Annotated in this window: 18 protein-coding genes; 10 read left to right on the top strand and 8 right to left on the bottom strand. The window is 55.0% G+C overall.

Features of this window, described 5'->3' with window-relative positions:
- Positions 1–115 precede the first annotated feature (115 nt).
- From RIB44_04680 to RIB44_04710, 7 genes are all read left to right on the top strand, one after another.
- Positions 116–1,651: a SpoVR family protein gene (locus RIB44_04680; GenBank protein ID MEQ8615871.1), complete on the top strand. Its 1,536-nt coding sequence runs from the start codon at positions 116–118 to the stop codon at positions 1,649–1,651.
- 25 nt (positions 1,652–1,676) lie between these two features.
- Complete coding sequence (locus RIB44_04685) at positions 1,677–2,156, top strand: hypothetical protein (protein ID MEQ8615872.1); 480 nt, start codon at positions 1,677–1,679, stop codon at positions 2,154–2,156.
- 104 nt (positions 2,157–2,260) lie between these two features.
- Positions 2,261–3,103: a heme-dependent peroxidase gene (locus RIB44_04690; GenBank protein ID MEQ8615873.1), complete on the top strand. Its 843-nt coding sequence runs from the start codon at positions 2,261–2,263 to the stop codon at positions 3,101–3,103.
- A gap of 142 nt (positions 3,104–3,245) precedes the next feature.
- Positions 3,246–3,923 carry a uracil phosphoribosyltransferase gene (gene upp, locus RIB44_04695; GenBank protein ID MEQ8615874.1) on the top strand — a complete coding sequence of 226 codons (678 nt, stop codon included), beginning with the start codon at positions 3,246–3,248 and terminating at the stop codon, positions 3,921–3,923.
- A gap of 18 nt (positions 3,924–3,941) precedes the next feature.
- On the top strand, positions 3,942–5,252 hold the full coding sequence (locus RIB44_04700; protein ID MEQ8615875.1) for a NupC/NupG family nucleoside CNT transporter: 1,311 nt from the start codon (positions 3,942–3,944) through the stop codon (positions 5,250–5,252).
- Positions 5,253–5,400: 148 nt separating this feature from the next.
- Entirely contained in the window at positions 5,401–5,967 is a 567-nt protein-coding gene (gene hpt / locus RIB44_04705) for a hypoxanthine phosphoribosyltransferase (GenBank protein MEQ8615876.1), read from the top strand.
- A gap of 114 nt (positions 5,968–6,081) precedes the next feature.
- A complete protein-coding gene (locus tag RIB44_04710; GenBank protein ID MEQ8615877.1) occupies positions 6,082–6,429 on the top strand; it encodes a hypothetical protein in 348 nt (115 codons plus the stop codon).
- A 15-nt stretch (positions 6,430–6,444) separates the two neighbouring features.
- Here the strand turns inward: RIB44_04710 and RIB44_04715 are convergent, their stop codons facing one another.
- The 5 genes from RIB44_04715 to RIB44_04735 all read right to left on the bottom strand — a co-directional run bounded on the left by RIB44_04715 (position 6,445) and on the right by RIB44_04735 (position 11,729).
- Positions 6,445–6,840 (bottom strand): cytidine deaminase, encoded by a 396-nt coding sequence (locus tag RIB44_04715; GenBank protein ID MEQ8615878.1) that lies wholly within the window; start codon positions 6,838–6,840, stop codon positions 6,445–6,447.
- A gap of 9 nt (positions 6,841–6,849) precedes the next feature.
- Complete coding sequence (locus RIB44_04720; GenBank protein ID MEQ8615879.1) at positions 6,850–8,130, bottom strand: thymidine phosphorylase; 1,281 nt, start codon at positions 8,128–8,130, stop codon at positions 6,850–6,852.
- 102 nt (positions 8,131–8,232) lie between these two features.
- Positions 8,233–9,753 (bottom strand): cytochrome ubiquinol oxidase subunit I, encoded by a 1,521-nt coding sequence (locus RIB44_04725; GenBank protein ID MEQ8615880.1) that lies wholly within the window; start codon positions 9,751–9,753, stop codon positions 8,233–8,235.
- A 129-nt stretch (positions 9,754–9,882) separates the two neighbouring features.
- Positions 9,883–10,629, bottom strand: coding sequence for an AAA family ATPase (locus RIB44_04730; GenBank protein ID MEQ8615881.1), 747 nt, complete (start codon positions 10,627–10,629; stop codon positions 9,883–9,885).
- A gap of 14 nt (positions 10,630–10,643) precedes the next feature.
- Positions 10,644–11,729, bottom strand: coding sequence for a Gfo/Idh/MocA family oxidoreductase (locus tag RIB44_04735; protein ID MEQ8615882.1), 1,086 nt, complete (start codon positions 11,727–11,729; stop codon positions 10,644–10,646).
- A 264-nt stretch (positions 11,730–11,993) separates the two neighbouring features.
- On the opposite strand from RIB44_04735, the gene RIB44_04740 reads away from it, so the two are divergent.
- Positions 11,994–12,392 (top strand): response regulator, encoded by a 399-nt coding sequence (locus RIB44_04740; protein MEQ8615883.1) that lies wholly within the window; start codon positions 11,994–11,996, stop codon positions 12,390–12,392.
- Between the two features lie 8 nt (positions 12,393–12,400).
- Here RIB44_04740 and RIB44_04745 read toward each other — a convergent pair whose 3' ends face one another.
- Entirely contained in the window at positions 12,401–13,147 is a 747-nt protein-coding gene (locus RIB44_04745; protein MEQ8615884.1) for a hypothetical protein, read from the bottom strand.
- A gap of 115 nt (positions 13,148–13,262) precedes the next feature.
- On the opposite strand from RIB44_04745, the gene RIB44_04750 reads away from it, so the two are divergent.
- Both RIB44_04750 and RIB44_04755 read left to right on the top strand, forming a co-directional pair.
- The gene (locus tag RIB44_04750) at positions 13,263–13,805 is read left to right on the top strand and encodes an MGMT family protein (protein MEQ8615885.1); all 543 of its coding nucleotides are present in this window, start codon (positions 13,263–13,265) and stop codon (positions 13,803–13,805) included.
- Between the two features lie 636 nt (positions 13,806–14,441).
- Positions 14,442–15,674 (top strand): matrixin family metalloprotease, encoded by a 1,233-nt coding sequence (locus tag RIB44_04755; protein ID MEQ8615886.1) that lies wholly within the window; start codon positions 14,442–14,444, stop codon positions 15,672–15,674.
- A gap of 23 nt (positions 15,675–15,697) precedes the next feature.
- Here the strand turns inward: RIB44_04755 and RIB44_04760 are convergent, their stop codons facing one another.
- A complete protein-coding gene (locus tag RIB44_04760) occupies positions 15,698–18,916 on the bottom strand; it encodes a DUF4332 domain-containing protein (GenBank protein MEQ8615887.1) in 3,219 nt (1,072 codons plus the stop codon).
- A 231-nt stretch (positions 18,917–19,147) separates the two neighbouring features.
- On the bottom strand, positions 19,148–19,675 hold the full coding sequence (locus tag RIB44_04765) for a transposase (protein ID MEQ8615888.1): 528 nt from the start codon (positions 19,673–19,675) through the stop codon (positions 19,148–19,150).
- Between the last annotated feature and the right edge of the window lie 63 nt (positions 19,676–19,738).

Raw genomic sequence — 19,738 nt, forward strand, 5'->3', positions numbered from 1 at the left:
CTCAACACAAACATTTCATTGTTTTTAGGCATTGCCTTTTGAAACAATACTGAGCTAACAGGCTACTTCACGAACAAACCTCCGTGTTCTCCGTGCCCTCTGTGGTAAATCAAAGATGCCCTTGATTCAATCTTCCAACCTAACGCCCGAATTGGCCGCGATGCAGGTCGAGGTTGAGGAGTACGCGCGGGGGCACGGCCTTGATTTCTATCCGACGATTTTCGAACTGATCGACGCGGATGAGTTGAACATGATCGCCGCCCGCGGTGGGTTTCCTACGCGCTATCCGCATTGGCGGTTTGGGATGGAGTACGAGCAACTCAGCCGGGGGTACACCTACGGCCTGCAAAAAATCTACGAGATGGTGATCAACAACAATCCCTGCTACGCGTATTTGATGCGCAGTAACGGGCTGATTGATCAGAAATTGGTAATGGCCCACGTCTACGGTCACTGCGACTTCTTCAAGAACAACCAGTGGTTCTCGCACACCAGCCGCAAGATGATGGACGAGATGGCCAATCACGGCACTCGCGTCCGCAAGCACATGGACAAGGTGGGTGTGGAAGCGGTCGAAGAGTTCATTGACGCTTGTCTGAGCCTTGAGGATTTGATCGATGTTTACGCGCCACACATTAAGCGTCGCAAAGAGCGAAACCGATCGGCTTTGAGCGAGGAACAGGAAGAAGAAAAGAAGCCTCGGCGGTTTGAGTCCAAGGATTACCTCGACGCTTACGTCAATCCGCCTGAACCGATTGGCGACGAAGAAGCGGAACGCAATCAGGTAAGGTCATTCCCTGAGCATCCCGAACGCGACATTTTGCTGTTCTTACTAGAGCATGCTCCATTGACTACATGGCAAGCTGATGTCCTGTCAATCATTCGTGACGAAGCGTATTACTTCTCTCCCCAGGGCCAGACCAAGATCATGAACGAGGGTTGGGCCAGCTACTGGCATTCCAAGATCATGACCACCCAGGGGCTTACCACAGCAGATGTCGTCAATTACTGCGATCACCACAGTGGCACGTTGGCAAGCTCGCCGACGCAGCTCAATCCGTACAAAGTCGGCATCGAACTGTTCCGCGACATCGAAGACCGCTGGAATCGAGGCGCCTTCGGCAAAGAGTACGAAGAATGCGACGATGCCGAAGAACGCCGTCGCTGGAATACGAATGCTGGACTCGGACGGAAGAAGATTTTCGAAGTTCGTCGCATCCACAACGATCTGACCTTTATCGACGAGTTTCTTACACTTGACTTCGTGCGAGAACACAGACTGTTCCGTTTCGGCTACAACCCTGGCAGCGAGGCGTATGAGATCGAAAGCCGCGAGTTCCCTCAGGTCAAACAGCAGCTACTGTCCAGCCTGACCAATCGCGGTAGGCCGCTGATTTACGTGGTGGACGGCAACTATCTCAATCGTGGCGAATTATACTTAATACATGAGCATACGGGCGTCGATCTGCAGCTCGACTACGCGACCGACACACTTGAGAACTTGCAACGCTTGTGGAACCGCCCTGTGCATTTGGAAACAGTCGTTGATGAGACTAAAGCGGTCCTCAGCTACGACGGTGAGGAACACGATTGCGACTACGGCAATACCATTGATGTGACGTTTGATTTTGCTGACGATTCAGAGGATTGAAACGCAAAGCGAGTGTCTGCTGCTTATGTCACTCTCCCAAAAACTACTCGCCGAGCTAAACGCCTCGTTAGGGCAGACTAGCATTGCTCTGACAGTCGCTGAGGGTACGCGGCAAGTTGAGTGCCAGGTCCTCCAGTGCCAACAGTTAGCGGTCACGGTCAACGAGCTTTTTCTGGAGACGCCTGAACTAGCGGGGATTGATCTCGCCCGGATCCAAGCGGCCAGTCAGGCACTTTGCAGTCGCGTGAACTATTTGCTTGAGCCAATCTCCCCAATCGAGACTGATGCCCAAGGCTGTACTGTCCAGATGCGCAGCAACCCGCCTCAAAAGGACGACAACGGTTGCCGTTATTACGAATTGTTGTTGCGTCAGGGCGGCTCGGTAGCGTTGCGCCGCTATGAAAAACAACCGGGCCAACCTCGCACACGTGTCCCCGCCGTCTTAACTCACGAAGTCATCGGTCGGCTGGTAGACGATTTTTCTCAAACTGTTGATGTGATCTAGACTTCTTCCCTAACCTTGCCCCACTTCACCCCGTAAGGACGATTCTGATAACATGCGAGAAGACTTTACCCGGTTTCGCCGTCTCCTAATAAGTTGTCTCCCGAATGAATCGTCCACAGGCCGCTCCGGCGGAAATTTCTTTGGTCCCCGCTGGGGGCGGATGGCATTGCAGCCATCTTTATTACACGTGGGACCGAGCGGTCCTCGCTCAGATGCCAGCCAAGCAGCTCTCAGCCGGGCGAGCCGCAGTTGTCGAAACGCTCGATCCTTCTGCTGAAAACAATCCGGCGCGTTTGCAGCTTTCCGTGGTAAGTGGACACAAGGCTGACTTCTCCCTGATGTTGATGGACCCGGATCCATTGAAAGTGGATGGCGTCCATCAACGACTGATGAGCAGCCCGCTTGGTGTGGCTTTGCAGCCTGGGTACTCTTTCGTTTCAGTGACCGAGATCAGCGAGTACGTCCCCAGCGTCGAGCAATTCGGTGCTCGTCTCGTTGCCGAAGGGGAAGAAAAGGACAGCCCGACCTACACCGCCAAGGTGAAGGGCTACGAAGGGCGCTTGGAGGCGATGAACAAGCAGCGCATCACGCCAGACTTTCCTGAGTACCCCAGCACCTGCTTCTATCCGATGAACAAGAAGCGCAAGGTCGGCGAAAACTGGTTTCTGCTCGACAAGAAAGAGCGAAACCGCATGATGAGCGAACATGCCCGCAGCGGCATGGCGTACGCCGGCAAGGTGTCTCAGTTGATAACCGTTGGCTTAGGCTTTGACGATTGGGAGTGGGGCGTCACTCTATGGGCGGCGAATCCAGAATTCCTCAAAGACATCGTCTATCAGATGCGGTTCGACGAGGCGAGTGCCCGCTACGCGGAGTTCGGACCTTTCCTCATCAGCTACATCTGCTCTGCAGAAGCGATGCTCGATCACTGCCGAGTTGGGGTTTAGCGACGGAAAAGTTCCTGCATTCAGCAAGGTCGAAGGCTGATTGCCGTTTTCTAGCTCGCTTGTTTCTTCACACGGCTGGCTTGAATGCTTAGACTGCTAGCATCGCGGATTCTCTTATTTCTCAGGCAGCGAGCAAGCGAGCATGACAACTGTTGTGGATACCAACTCCCCTCCAGCCCAGTTCCAGGGCGGCGTTTTTGAAATCAACCATCCGCTTGTGCAGAGACACATTACTTGGATGCGGAACAAGGACACGCGTCCCAGCTCGTTCCGGCATTCTGTACGTCGTCTTGCTGCACTAATGGCTTACGAGGCGACCAAAGACTTACCGAGCGAACCAGTGGCCGTGCAAACTCCCTTGGCTGAAGCTGAAGGAGTGAAGATCCATGGACGCATTGGTCTGGTTCCTATCTTGCGAGCTGGCCTAGGGATGGTCGATCCCGTACTCGACTTGTTGCCGATGGCGGAGGTCTGGCATTTGGGACTCTATCGTGACGAAGCGACCGCCGAGCCAGTGACCTACTACGACAAGCTTCCTGAAGAGCGTCCCGTGGATGTGGCTCTCGTTACCGATCCGATGCTGGCTACCGGAGGTTCGGTCACTGCAGCCCTTACCGCGCTTCGCGAGTGGGGCGTACCTCATGTGAAAGTTCTCTCCTTGATTGCTTCTCGTGAAGGTGTTGATACGGTCGCGGAGCAATTCCCTGAGGCACAAGTTTACGTTTGTAAGATCGATCCGATCTTGAACGACAACAAGTTCATCGTTCCCGGCCTTGGTGACGCGGGAGATCGCATTTTCAATACGGTTGATCCGTCGTAAACGTTCCGCGAGCCTGTTTTGACCAGCCTAATATTAGCTCAAGCCGCTGAAGCTCAAGAATACTCCAGCACTTTAGGCCAACGGCTCATTAGCGCGCTAGGTCTGTTCGTTATGATTGCCCTGGCTTGGCTGATGAGCTCGCACAAGCAGAAGATACCTTGGCGAGTGGTTGCTGGCGGTCTTGGGCTTCAGTTTCTCTTTGCGATTCTCATTCTTGGTAACAAGTATGGGAAACTCTTTTTCGACTGGCTTGGCGATTTCTTCAGCGCCGTGGTGAATACCACCGACGCAGGTTCGGCTTTCCTCTTCAACATCTATCCTCAGCCAGGGGACGAGGCCTTACCGCCGCAGTACACGCTCTGGAGGAGCTTCGCATTTGGCGTCTTACCGACGATTATCTTCTTCTCCTCACTCATGGCGATTCTCTATCACCTTGGCGTGATGCAGCGTGTCGTGCAGGTGTTTGCTTGGATTATGCAGAAGACGCTCGGAACTTCGGGGGCGGAGACGCTCTCTGCAGCTGCGAACATTTTCGTTGGCCAAACCGAAGCGCCGCTGGTCGTGCGACCCTATGTGGGGCAGATGACACTTTCTGAGTTGAACGTGGTGATGGTGGGTGGCTTTGCTACGATTGCTGGTGGCGTTCTCGCAATCTTCTTACGTATGGGGATCGACGCGGGACATCTGATTACCGCGTCGGTGATTTCTGCCCCAGCTGCACTCTTAATTGCAAAAGTATTGCAGCCGGAGACCGAAGAACCCAAGACCGCTGGCCATGTCAAAATCGAGGCCGAGTCTGGCAACGTGAACGTGCTCGAAGCGGCTGCCGAAGGGGCAAGCACAGGAATGCAACTCGCACTGAACGTCGCTGCGATGCTCGTGGCTTTCGTTGCTTTGGTCACCCTTGCCGATTTAGGGATTGGTTGGTTGGGGACGATTTTTGGGTTCGAAGAAGAGGCCGCTTGGTCTCTCGACAAGATATTCGGGTTTCTCTTTGCCCCTTTTGCGTGGTTGATGAGTATCCCTTGGGACGAATGTCAAACCGCTGGCAGCTTGCTCGGAACGAAGATGGTCGTCAACGAGGTGCTTGCCTACATTCAACTCGATGGAGCGGACAAGGCCGGCGACCTCAGCCAGCGATCAGTTGATATTCTCACTTACGCCCTTTGCGGTTTTGCGAACTTTAGCTCCATCGGAATCCAACTCGGCGGTATCGGCGGTATTGCCCCTGAAAGACGGGGAGATCTAGCCAAGTTAGGCTTCCGCGCCATGCTCGGCGGAACGCTTGCCGCTTTCATGACCGCCTGTATTGCTGGAATTTTGTTATGATGTTGAGAGTCGGCAGTAGGCAGTCTTTTTGGTCGACTTGACGAGACTGCCCACTGCCTACTGCCCACTAAGATTAACTGTGATGCACTCGGATGGCTTCGATCTCAAACACTCTTACCTCAATAAATCAACTTACCCCAACCTCACCATGAAAACACTCTATTCCGAAGCAGAACTCCACGCTGGTGTCGAACGCATGGCTCGCGAAATCGAAGCCGCTTATGAAGGCCGACAGCTTACAATCGTGGGTGTTCTCACGGGCAGTGTTGTCGTTGTGGCGGATTTAATACGCCTGATTGATCAACCAATGCGTGTTGGGGTGATTCAAGCCAGCAGCTACCGCGGGGCGACGACAACACGCGGCGATCTGGTGATCAATAGCGAACTGATGCTTGATATCGAAGGCCGCGATGTGCTGCTTGTCGACGATATTTTCGACACCGGCCACACGCTGGAAAAAGTGGTCGCCAAACTCGACGACTTCAAACCCAACTCGGTCGCCTCGGCAGTATTGCTCCGCAAACAAGGCCGGCAGGAAGTCGAATACGAGCCAGACTTCGTTGCGTTCACTATTCCTGACGAGTTCGTGGTCGGCTATGGTCTCGACTACGAGGACATGTATCGAAACCTTCCGTTCCTGGGTGCTCTCGAAGAGCAAGATCTGCAACGGCATGCTGAGGAAGCTGTGGCTGTCGGTGAAGCAAGCAATGGCTGAGAAGCGAATGCCATGGCTGATGATCAATCTACAGCATCGAAAAGAAAAAGGGGAGTCTCAATTCGCTGGATGCTGCTGCTGACTACCTTTGCAGCCGTTTCTTGTGCCGCTCTCATGAAGCCCGATACTTATTGGGCACCGCTGCTTACCAACCTCAGCGTCGCGGCACAACTAGCGGCTGTGGTTGCCTGCATCTTTGCCGAAAAAAGCACACGGGCTTTCGCTGCAGGTTTCGCCATCTGCAATGGGTTCTTTCTAGTTGCCGAATTCGTGCCGTGGGTCGGCAAGCCTGTTGTCAGAAACATGCTGCCGTACGTCTTCTGGTCCAGAGACTCGCCGCTACTCGTTGGTGAGTTTTACAGCAAGAGGGCATTCATGGGCTTGTTGGTGAGCGGTTTCGTCTACGGCTACGGCGGGGCGGTGTTGGCAAGAAGACTTTACCAACGCCGGAGCGACTCTTAGATCAAGTTTGACTTGCTATTCTGGGATCTCAAACTGCTCTGGTAGCAAGCGATCCAGGCTTGTTTCCCTAACTTTGGCTGGATCATCGGAATCCACCAACAGGACGGTCATGCTGCCACCGAATTCCGCAAGGAACTGGCGACACGCACCGCATGGTGAATGCCCGCCCGGGGTCGCAACGGCGACCGCCAAAAATGCTTGCGACCCCGCAGCGACTGCCGAACCCGCCGCAACCCGTTCAGCACAGATCGTCAGCCCGTAGCTTGCGTTTTCGACGTTACAGCCGCCGAAGATTTTGCCGTCAGCCGTCAGTATGGCAGCGCCAACGAGGAACTCGGAGTAAGGAGCGTAGGCGTTCGCACGTGCTTCAATTGCAGCTTGGATGAGTGCCTTGCGTTGTTGCTCATTCATGCTGTTTTCCTATGCAACTTGCTCGATAATCAAGGGGCCAGACTTCGTTGAGTCCGGTGAAATCTTAATCGCGGAGAGCACCGATTCGCACACGTCTCCGGCATCCTCACTTTTCGCGAAGACTCTGACCAAGGGCTGACCTTTTTCGACATGTTCACCTAAGCGGACGAGCATTTCCAAACCGGTCGAGTGATCAAGCTTTTCCCCTTGAACTTTTCGACCACCCCGCAAGGAGATAATCGCCTGCCCGAGTTGCTCCGTGTCGATCTCTGAGACGTAGCCTTCTTCAGTCCCTGCGAGATCAATCGAGGGGCTCACGGGGCGTGGAGCGTCAATGTCTCCGCCTTGCGCGGCGACCATCTCAGCGAACTTTTCGCGGGCTTTGCCACTGTCAAGCGTATACTGCAGTCGCTTGCGGGCTGCTTCGCTATTTTCGGCCGTTCCAGTTGAGAGCAACAACTCGATCCCGAGGGCAAGAGTCGCCTCCATGAGATCACTTGGACCCTCGCCCTCCATGGCGGCCAGCGATTCATCAACTTCGACAGCATTACCGACCATTCGGCCTAACGGTTGATTCATATCGGTGATGAGCGCTGTCGTCTTCACGTCCATTGCCTTGCCCGTTGCGACGAGTGAAGAGGCTAAAGCTTTCGCCTGGCTGTGTGTCTTCATAAATGCGCCACTGCCAAACTTTACATCCAAGACCAATGCGTCGAGCCCTTCGGCTAACTTCTTGCTCATGATGCTTGCTGTGATCAGCGGTATCGAGGGGACCGTGGCCGTCACGTCGCGCAGGGCGTAGAGCTTGCGATCGGCAGGAACCAGCTTAGGAGTGGCTCCGCTGATGACGCAGCCGACTTTTTCAACGACTTCACGCATCTCATCCATTGAGAGATCCGTACGGAAGCCGGGAATGGATTCCAACTTATCAAGCGTGCCGCCTGTAGACCCCAGGCCACGCCCTGAGATCATAGGGACTTGTAGGTCGCAACAAGCGAGCATAGCCGCTAACGGCAGCGAGACCTTATCTCCGATGCCGCCCGTGGAATGCTTGTCGACTTGCTTGCTGCCATCGGGCCAAGTGAAGGTAGCTCCCGAGTTAAGCATCTCACGCGTCAGAGCAGCCGTTTCACGAGAGGTCATACCGTTGAGAAAAATGGCCATCGCCAGTGAGGCCATTTGGTAGTCGGGGATACTCTCTTTGGCGAAGCCGTCAACAAAAAAGGCAATCTCTTCGTCGGAGAGTTCGCCGTTGTCTCGCTTCTTTTCGATTATCCAAACGGGATTCATAAACTTTTTCGGCCACGGATGAACACGGATGAACGCAGGTGCGTCATTCTACCAAAAAATCCGAGTTATCCATGTCCCGACTGGTCGGGATGGCCAAAAACTTCAGGTCATCGACTCTCGATGGCTCGGCCTAACGGCAGCAGCGTTGAGGATGCCTGTCGAATTATCTTTATCTTCGCCGGGTTCGTGATCTTCTGGCCCGTGTGTGATCTTCTGGTGGAGGACGAAGACCCACACAAAGAATAACAGCCCGTAAATTGCCCCGAACATCAAGATCGATCCCAGCACCTGTCCTGACGAGATGACCGTCGAAACGCCATCAGTCGTGCGTAGTCCCTTTTCTTCGTCAAAGACGAAGAATCCTTCCTTGTCCCTCAGAGGCCTTCCTGAGTCATCCTCCACAAGCGGTGCGTAAACAATCCAGGGCTGGCGACCTACCTCCGCGGCTACCCAACCCGCTTCGTTGGCAACGAAGGCGGGAATCACCGTGAGGACGAACACCCAAAGCAGCCAGCGTTTCTCAAAAAGCGTACCGCGCCAACGAAACCAGCTTGCCAACAAAGTCACCGCGACGAAAAACGAACCTATGCCCACCATCAGATGGTAGCTGAGGAAGGCAATCTTCACTGGCGGTCGATCCTCCAGTCGGAATTGATCCAGGCCGATGATGGGTGCTTCGGGATCTTGTTCGAGCAGCAAGCTCAACCCGCCAGGAATCGCGATATTGCCTTTGACCGTTTCACTCTCCTCGTCAGGCCAACCGAACAGACTCAAGTCAGCCGGGCCTGTCTTGAAGTGCCCCTCGAAGGCCGCCATCTTGGCCGGTTGGGTGTGATAAACACTTTCCGCCTGAAAGTGCCCACTGATGCCCATCGCCAGGCTTGAGAGTGTGCAGAAGATCAGCGCTCCGGTGAACGAACGACGTGCGAAGTCCTGATGACGATTCTTGAGCAAGTACCAAGCGGAAATGCTCATGATGAATGCCGCCCCGAGGATGAAGCAGCCGAGCCAAACGTGAATCAGTCGATGCACTGTCGAGGGATTGAATACCATTTCCCAGAAGTCGACGATCTCCGCCCGACGAATCACTTCGCCGTCCACCACCCAGGGTTTGCCATCGCGAAGCATTGGCACGATGTGATGCCCTGCGGGGGTCTGCTGCCAACTGTTGGCGATGGTAATCCACACGCTGCTGAAAATCGAACCGAGCGAAACCATCAGCGTGGCAAAGAAGTGGAACTTCGGGCCGACTTTGTCCCAGCCGAATACCAAAACGGCCAAGAATCCCGACTCCAGAAAGAACGCGAAAATCCCTTCCGCAGCCAAAGCCGACCCGAACACGTCGCCAACGAACCGCGAATACATCGCCCAGTTGGTGCCAAACTCGAACTCCATCACAATCCCCGTCGCCACGCCCATCGCGAAGTTGACGGCAAAGATCTTCGTCCAAAACCGGGCCGCTTGCTCGTAGATCGCCTCACCCGTGCGCAGGAACTGCCCTTCGAGATACACCATCACCACGCCCATCCCAATCGTGAGGGGCGGGAAGAGATAGTGGAACATAATCGTCAGTGCGAATTGGATTCGCGAGAGGGTGACGACGTCGAGTTCGGCAAGGCACATAGATTTCAGCGTACGAAGTCGGATCGCTTAGTTCTAGCCACGGATGACACGGATTCAAGCAAAAATTTATCCGTGCGAATCCGTGTCATCCGTGGCCACAATTTTAGGCGTGGAACTGCGGGCGACAAACTAATCATCCGAGCCCAGCAGATGCTTCAGCGACCGCTCTGGCTGGTCCAGAAAACTATGCGTCACGCGGTAGTGTTCGGTCTCCTTGTACTCTACCCGCTCTATGCCGTGGTCGGTCAACTGGTAAATCCAAGCTTTCGGATAGGCCATAATGATCGGCGAATGTGTAGCGATGATGAATTGCGATTCCTTGTGCACCAGCTCATCCATCGCCACCAGAAACGCCAACTGCCGCTGCGGTGAAAGAGCCGCCTCGGGCTCGTCGAATAAGTACAGGCCATCGCCTCGCAGACGGGTAGTCATCAGGCTCAGAAACGATTCACCGTGTGATTGGTCGTGATAAGAAATCGGTCCGTAGGGGCTGGTCGCCGGATTAAAGTCGAGCCGCTCAATTTCCGTAGCCACGTTGTAAAAGCTTTCAGCACGCAAGAAGAACCCATCACTTCGCCGTTTGCCCCGCGCGCCCCGACCGAGTTTAATCCACTTGAACAGGTCCGCATGCGAATCTTTGGTTGAATTGGTGAAGTTGCGCGTCCCTCCCTCAGGATTGAAGCCATCAGCCACGGCAATCGCTTCAAGGAGCGTCGACTTCCCTGAGCCGTTTTCGCCGATAAAGAATGTCACATGCGGATGCAGCTTAATTTGACTGGTGGCCGCAATGGCAGGGATCTTCTCTGCGTACCGACTATTCAGCGGGTACTTTCGATGAAACAAGACGTAATCGACATGCGGCTCATAGGGGTGCATACCTGGATTGTCCGCTACCACGGTGGTTCGGGCAACTTGCGAGTCGAGCCGGGCACGACCGGCTGGCCCTTCTCAGCACTCTCGATTGCAGCGAAACATAGCGACAAGCTGCGGAGGTTGTTCCGTCCGCTGTTGGTCGGCTCGCGTTTTTGCTCGATTGCACAAAGAAGTTCCCCCATCGTGCCATGAAAGCCGTCGGGAAACCATTTTCCTTCGAGCTTCGGCGAGAACGTGCCGTCCGCCTTGCTGAGCTCAACCGTTTGATGATTCACATCGACGCCGTGGCTGCGGAGCGTCCCCTTGCTGCCCGCGATATAAGTGTGATCAAGCTGTCCATACTCCGTGTGACCATCGAACACGAGCGTCGCCTGGGCCTGCGGGTATTCGACGGCAACCTGTGCGAGCAGCGCGGGCTTGATCTTCTGCGAGGGGGACTTGGCCGTGGAGGCGAAGACGGAGGTCGGTTCGACATCACCCATGATCGTCGACAGAAAGTCAAACCAGTGAATCGCAAAGTCGTAGAGCATCAAATGGTAGATCTTCTCGAAGGGCGTTCCTTCGACCCAATGATGGTTCCAGTGGGCTCCGCAATGCACGGACATCACGTCTCCGATTTCGCCAGCTTTCACCGCCTCTCGCAGATAGCTAAAGTGCGGAGCCCAGCGAGCGTTCTGATTGACGGCTAGCTTCACACCGTTGCTCTCTGCCAATCCTGCGAGGCGTTCGCCCTCGTCGAGATCCAGTACAAACGGCTTCTGGCTAAGGACATGAACTCCTTGCGTGAGCGCGTCGTCGATCAGCGGCCCGCGAACCTCTGGATGGGTCGTAATATCGACGACTTCGACATTCTTCTTGGCCAAGAGCTCACGGTGATCAGTGAACACGGCCGCCTTCGGGAAGAATTCCTTCCGACGTGCCTCGGCGGCCTTGCGATCAACGTCGCAGAGGGCGACGACCTCGTAGTTGGCGGCCTTGTAGGCTTGCAAGTGGTACTGGGTAATCCCCCCACAACCGATGAGCCCAATGCCGGGACGCCAATCGCCGGAAACAAGGCTTTTGGGATCTTGAGGCCGATAAGCGATTTCTTGAAAGTTGATCATCTGCGGTGTGTTTGATAGCTCTGAAGGATTCCAAAAGCTGTGGGCATACTGCTCAGCGATTTCGCTCAGTCTAAAGCGATTCGTTCAAAGAAGGGAGCGCGGAAAAGGAGACAAAATCCAGACTCTTCAGATTCAGATCGAAAGCGCGAAAACCGGCTTTTCCGGCGGTTGAAAATCCGTCCCCTCAAGGTATCCTGAGAAGCTTCCAAAAGACCGCCCAGCTAGATCCTCGGCGGCACTTCAACTCAGAGTAGCGAAGCAGTTATGGCCAAGAAAGCTGACGACAAAGCACAACAGGGAAGCAAACGAATCCTGCTCGTCGACGACGATGCGGAGATTATCGAATCGCTCCGCCTCGCCCTCGAAGCCAAAGGCTACGAGGTGCTGATCGCTCGAGACGGCAATCAGGGATTGGCCCTCATTGAACGCGAATCCCCTGATCTTGTAATTCTTGACATGATGATGCCCAAGCGAAGTGGTTTCTTGGTCCTAGAGCGTCTCAAGAAGCTGGGCGAGAAAAAGCAACGCATCATCATGATCACCGCCAACGAAGGTAACCGACATAAAGCCTACGCAGAAATGCTTGGTGTCGACGATTACGTGCGGAAGCCGTTTCCGATGGATCGATTGATCCAGAGCGTTGGTAGGCTGCTGGGAGAATAGGCTTCGCGCTAATTTCCCAACGAAATTGCCCGAGACAGTGGCTGCAGCACTTCTTCTGCCGCATAATTATCAACGACGTCCTGGCAAACTTGCCACAGGCGGTCAAGCATCTCGACGTAGGTGACACCCGCTTCCAGGCTGCCATAGTGACGGGCTGTGACGTAGACGCTCAATTGATCGTCAGGATACTCGCCACTCCGGATTTGGTATTCGGTCGTGCGAGACTCAAAACCGACACGGCATTGCAGTCGGCAGTCTTCATCAAGCGCGATCGTGATGCTCGGTTCGTGGTGAATCAATTTCGACCCAGGAATGCCCGCCAGTTTCTCCAGGGCAGGAGAAACTCCCAAGGTTTCAGCCAAAAGTTGGTTCTGATTGCCCCGGTAGCTGAAGTCGAAGCCCATAAACACGTCCAGTGCTTCGCAATCAAGAGGACTTAAGGAAAGCGCGTAGGGAGCGAGTTCCAGTAGGTGACGGTGCTGAGTGAGAGCTTCCTCTGGAGTCGCCGGATTCACTTGGCCTGAGCAAAGCCGACGCGGTTCGACGGAAGCCCAGGAATAGTCGCCGCGATCTTTGTCTTCTTCCAGAAGATAACTATCTTTGTCCCGCGTGCTGAAGTTCCGCATCTGCGGGTACTTCTTCTGAACCTGCTCAAAGTAATGAAGAACGGGCTCCCTCCCATTAGGGAGTGCCATTTCCGTCGTAAGGTTGAGATTCAGGTAGTAATCGTCAGAGAGGTGCGAATAGGGATTCATCGAAGGTGCTGCGGCGGGTTATTGTGTCACTAACCAGATAAGTATAGAGTCGTTCTTAGTGAAGTGTCAAAGAGTGGGGCGTGTCCCAGGTCTTTAGCTACAGGGAGATTTCGCAATGGCTGCAGTCATGATTGATCAAGAAATCGCTTCAGCAATGACTGAATTGGGCGGTATGGCCGTAGGCGTTATTGATGGTTCTCTCGCCGCGGTGGCTTTTGGTCATAAAACGGTCGCGTCTGCTGAGCGCGACGTGCAGCGGCAGATTCGTGATCTAGAACCTGCTATGCAAACAGTTTCGAAGGCCATTTCGGCGCATGAGGCTCTCGACTTCCTTGCGGACTACGCCGCAGGGTTAAAGGTCGACTTCTCGAAGCTGCCGATTTATGACTACAAGCGTACCGATTTCCAAAAAAGGGTCATTGATGCCTGCCGTCGAATTCCTCGTGGCGAGACCCTCTCTTATGGGGAGCTAGCAGCAAAAGTAGGAAACCCCGGTGCGGCCCGTGCGGTGGGCACCGTGATGAGTAGCAACCCGTTGCCTTTGGTGATCCCTTGCCATCGTGTTCTAGGAGCCGGGGGTTGTCTTGGCGGTTATTCGGCTCGACAGGGCGTCGCAATGAAAAAGCGCTTACTCGAGATGGAAGGCGTAGAGTCTTGAGGTTAGGTATTCTGGGGTAGCATACGAAATGCTAACCATCCGAGAAGTGCAAGCGTTCGCGACAATCAGCGGCGTTTGCGTTGATTGCTGACTCCTGTTGACCGATACCTGAGACTATGAGTCTAGGTATTTCGAAAGGTAGGAATCCGAACGCGCTTCTGTTGGCGAACGAACCCGCCCGGTTAATCGGACTTAGCGCGCTGTGGCCAGTCCTCGCCCTCTCTTTGGCATTACTTGCTGGCTGTAAGTCTACGAGCCGCGTAGCGGAAGTTCGTGACCCTTTTTTACCTACCAAGACGGTATCCGTTAGCGCAGCTCAACGACTTCCATTGCAAGTGGCACTGAAGTAGTTACCGAAGATCGAACCGGCACTCTGGTAAGTTGATGCGCCCCTACCTGTGAGCGGCTCCAAGGCATTGCTAGCAGTTGCTGGCGGGAAGCCACAAGTCGCAGAAGGCATTTCTGCGCGTACTGGCGTCGAGTCTTTTTCGACGTGAATGAAACTTCAGCGAACTCTGCCTGATACATTCTTGCCTAGCGGCTATAGCCCCCATAAACTGACTTCACAGGACTGAGGCATTCTAACTGGCCGATAGCTCGGGGGCGAAGCATCGGCAAATCGTGAGGGAATTGAGGATGGAGCGCTTGCGGAGAAGTCGCGTCTGTCAGTCTGTGGCCACATTGATCGCTTGTGTTGGGCTAGTACTCCATTCGCAGACTGCCCACGCCATCAACGTCACGATTGATTACAGCTACGATACGAACAACTTTTTCGGATCGGGTAATCCAAGTGGAGCTGCAGCGGGCCTGCTGGCACGGAATGCTTTAGAGTCAGCAGCAACCTTTTACTCAGACATTCTTATGGATACCTTTTCGGAGATATCTACGCCAGCTCCATTTAGCAGCTCAACGTTTAACGGGGTTGCTACCTGGACTTGGAATCTCAACTTTAGCCACCCAGCGACCGGTGGCAATGTTTCGTTGACAGACCAAACGATTCCCGCTGATGAATATCGCATTTATGCGGGAGCGAGAAGCATTGGTGGAAATACACTCGGCATCGGCGGGCCCGGTGGCTTCGGCGTAAGCAGTGGCGGGAACGGTGGATTCTTTACGCAGCAAGAGATTGATCAAATCAATCAGACGACCACCGATTTTTTCGATGCCGTCCAGACACGCGGAGAACCAAGCGGTTTTTCTCGCTGGGGTGGATCAATCACGTTTGATCGCGACAGCAGCACAACATGGTGGTACGACAGTAACTCCGATCCGAGTGGAAACGTCAGCGATTTCTACTCGGTTGCGATTCACGAACTGGGGCACGCGCTTGGTCTAGGAACTTCTGATAACTGGATCAACTGGGTCAATGGAAGTAATGAGTATTTTGGCCCCGAGGCGGTCGCTCTGTTCGGAGGGAACATTCCATTGGACTGCGACATTGATGGGTGTGGCCACTGGGAGGAAGGTACTCAAAGCACTGTCTACGGGACAGGAACGCCGCAAGAAACCGCCATGGACCCGACCATCACCAACGGAGACCGAAAGCTACTGACGGCACTTGACGCGGCCGGTTTTTCAGACATCGGTTGGAGTGTTGCCGCTCCGCCAATCCCGGGTGACTTTACTGGTAACGGGACTGTCGACATCCCCGACCTCGTTCAGTGGCAGGGTGACTACGGGATCAACGGCGACAGCGACGCGGATGGTGATGCCGATTCGGATGCGAACGACTTCCTTATCTGGCAACGCAACTGGGGGACAGGATTGCCGGGCGCGGTTGCCGTGCCGGAACCAAACACCCTCTCGATTTGCATCCTTGCAGTTGTAGCCATCGCCTGTATGGCAATGCCCCGGACGAAAAAGTCCTAGGCCCTCGAGGTTGGGAGTCCGTTCTAAGCAGCTTCCAACGGTCGCATGTGGTTTGCGAAGTCGATCCACTCGGCGACCTTCTCGCGGTTGGGGATCTTCCCATCACGAAGGACACGTTGCCCTGCCTTGCTTCGGCTGTAGCTGCGAATCTTGCGGAAAAGCTCCTCTTCGCTTGCACCGGCGATCTGCTCTGGCTCGGTAAGCCCGCAACCGACGAGTAGCTGAGCCCCGTAGCCCCGGAGTTCAGGGATGCAACAAACGAGCCGTGCTTGATGCTGCCAAGCGGCAATCGTAGTGGCCTTAATGTGACTCACTTCAATCTCGCTTGCGGTCGACTCCGCATCGGCATTCAACAGGTCAGCAACGCTGCGGATGCCAACCCCCGCTAGGCGTTCGGCGGTCTTGGGGCCGATGGAAGGTGCCTCTTCGACGTTGCTTGACCTCTCAAGAAAGAACCGTAGTTCTTTCGCGGGCCGGCTCGTTTTAGTTCTGGTTGTACTGTTCTTGCTTGTGGACCTCGCGCGAGATGTTCGCTCTGCCCTGCCGGAAACACGAGATCGAGAGCTTCTCGAAGTGCGGCTTCTACGGTTTGACCACCGGTCGGAGTAACGCTGCCAACGCTCGCGGTTGCCCCGTGCGTTGCGACTCCAATTGGACAAGCTCTTGCTTGAGTAGCGACGTCGCAGGGCGGCGTAGCTTTGGCCGCGGCTCGAATTGAGGAATTCCTCGATCTGTGCTGAGAGAAGATCGATATCTACCTCGAAGAGGTCCGCCGGGCTATCAATTCCGCAGGTAGAAAGAACTTGGGCATCGTCCAGCGAGACGCCAGCCACGAAGCACATGAGGCTCATATGGGACTGCCAAAGTCGCACAGTACGCCCGGTGACGTGAGAGAGCGACAACCGCTCAGCCACCCAATCCGCATCAGCCTCAATCAACTGGGCGATCGTCTTGATGTCCAGGGCAGCAAACTTCGCTCTCGTCTCGGCGCCCAGCACGGGGAAGTCCGTCATGAGGGCATCTTCGCGCAGGTAGTACAAGTCCTGTGTTTCCTCAGGTGCGACCCAGTTGCCTGTGATCTTCAGTTGTGGGCCTTTTTCTGAGGAGGTCGAATTCAGATCGACCGTCTCTCGAACAATATGCCTGTGTGTCTCTTCGATGGTTGTGACTTGAGGAGTCGTGACGATCTCCTTGACCTCGACTTGCTGAGTGTCCTGTCCCAATCTTCGGATATCAACCCCAAGCGATTGCAAGCGATCAGTCGCACTTCGGTCGGCGGTAAACAGAATCACTTGGTGGCCTTCTCGCGCGAATTCATCCAAAACGCTGGCCATTGCCGCCGCTTCAGCATCGCTCAAGCGGAGGAACGGTTCGTCCAGCAATAGTGGTAAATGGAACTCACGAGAGGCGTGTTCAGAGATCATCGCTAAGGTGATCGCCAAGTAGACTTGGTCAATTTCTGCAGCGGTTAGTTCGGTGGCTTGGCGAGTCTGCCCGGTGTGGCTGACGACCGTCGGCAAACGACCATCCCGCGGAAGTCGAATCTGGTTCAGTCGACCATCAGTGAGCTGGGCCAAGACATCGGAAGCACGCCAGACACCAGTCTTGCGGACCTCAGTCACACGAGTGTGACGGATCGCCTGCTGCAACTGTTCTTCAGTACGACGTAGCTCGTCGCGAATCGAATCGACAGAAGTTCGACCTACGAGTTCGGCACGTTCCTTCTGAAGCAGCTCCCAGCGACGCTCCAGGTCAGCGCGTTCGCGTCCAACACGTGCGAGACTTTCGGAGACATCTTCGCGTCGCCGTCCCAGGTCGTGTCGCTGTGCTTGCCAGTCTTGCTCGAAACGACCTCGCTGCGTGCTCCCAAGGAGCATCGCCTCGTTCTCCCCGAGGAATTCGCGATGATGTTCGCACTGGCAGTGTCGCTCGACGGGAAGTTGTGGCAGCAACATCACCGGTTGCCCAGCAAGCTGAGCCTCGTGAGTCAGTTCCTGGCGTTGCTCCAACAGGTGTTCCAACTGCTCACTCAAGTCGGTCTGCGAACGAGACAGGTGACGTGACTCGGCAGCAAGTTTACGACGTCGGGTAGCCCGCTCCTGTTCAGTAAGCTGCCCGCAAAGCGTGTAAATCTGTTGACGCAATAAATCCGCAACCGGGGTGATGCGCTTATGAGCTTCGGGAGCGATGCAGCGCCCCGGATCATGTGCACGGGCGAGCAGGGTGACTTCGGAGTCCAGGTCGTCCATCAGCCGTTCCAGGACACTCAGTGTCACGCGTTGATCGGCCAAGCTGGCGGCGTTATCAGCGGTGCCGTCGGCGTGAACGGTCGCCAACTTCCGACGGATTGTCGCCTCTCGCGATTGCAGATCACTAAGGGTGCTACGGCAGCGGGAAATCTCTGCGTCCAACTCCGCTAGCTGTGCCTGATGCTCTGCAGAATCGACCTGAGGCCCCCGTCGCAGGGTGGATTCCATCGAAAAGTATCGCAGGCGAGATTCGATCGCTGCGAGTTCCCCTTCGAGGCGCCGCAGTTCCGCGAGCAGTTCCTCTTCGTGCTTTCGCTTGCTGTTTAAGGCCTGGTCAAGCTCAGCAAGCTCCTTCTCGATGATCGAACTATCCCGTCGCCGCCCGCCGATTTGTTGTTCGATTTGCAAAGCCAGCTCGTCCCGACGTGCGACCAATTCATCGACGAGCTGTCGATCAATCGATGTGCTTCGAAGCGAAGTGGAGTGGTCACGACATGTCCGCTCGCGGAGCGGCAGATCCGTCGAGGAGTCGAAGAACTCCGCCGATAGTTCCCGGCTGAGTAGGTTTTCAATTCGTGGATTATCAGCAAAGTCGATCGTGTACAACTGGCGAAGAAGCTTCGGCGAAACTTCTCCTAACAGATCCTGGACGGACTGAACGTTGGCCAGTTTTTCAGCTGAATTGGTTCCACCGACCGAGGAAATACTCAATCGACCCTGAGGCGTCCCATCATGCTGACGGCTCAACGTGTGGTTGCCACGCCGGCTGCTGATTTCAACCGAACCTTCCAAGAGCGACCGGGAATCGAAGTTGGTCGTCTTTCCGTAAAGAACGTGAGCCAACAGCTCGTTGATCGAGCTCTTTCCCGAGTCAGGCAAGCCATAGACGGCAGTCAACTGCGACGAAATTGCTTCAAGAGGGCCATGATTCCACAGATTGCCAACGGATGAGCTTCTAGCACGACTGCGGGGACGAATAGCGGTAATCTTCATCGTGTGCTTCCTTGCGCGGGATATGCCTCGGTAACCGGCCCCTCATGGGCCTAGAAAAAGCAGCCGCGACCTAATAGATCGCCGGTACCTTTTCGGCAGATGTACGGTGAGCGCAGGGTAACCCAATTTGCCAGTTTCAGGCAAGAGCGATTGCGTTGCTAGCAAAGGGCAATAAAGCCCTAAGCGTCAGCGCCGGGATGATAGAGCGCTGTCCCGTCCTGGCGCTAACGCTTAAGGGCTTTGGTTGGATGCTTGGGGCATTATCATCGCAACGCCATCGTAAATCACCAAGGGATTCGGTTGCCTCTCGAGCACATAACCCCTAGCCGAAAGATATGCCCGCTCATTAGGCAACAACCGAGGCGAGCCATCCCGCGTCCACCACTTCCGCCGTTCGCCTGGATTGTAACGCGCATTCAGCACGCGGCTCGTATAGGCCTTCAGGTCGTTGAAGATTTTCTTCGGGGCTGTCTCACTCGGGTCTCCGACAATGAGATGAAAGTGGTTGTGCATGACCGCCCCCGCATGCAAGGTCCAACCGCGGTACTGGCACGTTTCCAGTAATTGCGTCAGCGCCGCCTCCGCTTGTGGCTTCGACAAATGAACCGGCGCAGTCTTGCAAAGCGCTCGAGCATGCTCCGCCAGCCTAGGCTGAGGCGCGGTCAGCTTCATCGTGCCCGTCACATCGGTGTAGCTCCACTTATGATCCCCGGGGAGCCAAGTGCCGTAGGTCGTATTGGTTAGCAGCCACAGGTTCATGCCTGCGATTATGGCAAATAGTGAACGTTTGTCAACTTTCGCCCAATGCACAAAACAAAGCCC

This window comes from Lacipirellulaceae bacterium, from assembly GCA_040218535.1.
Classification (GTDB): Bacteria; Planctomycetota; Planctomycetia; order Pirellulales; family Lacipirellulaceae; genus Adhaeretor.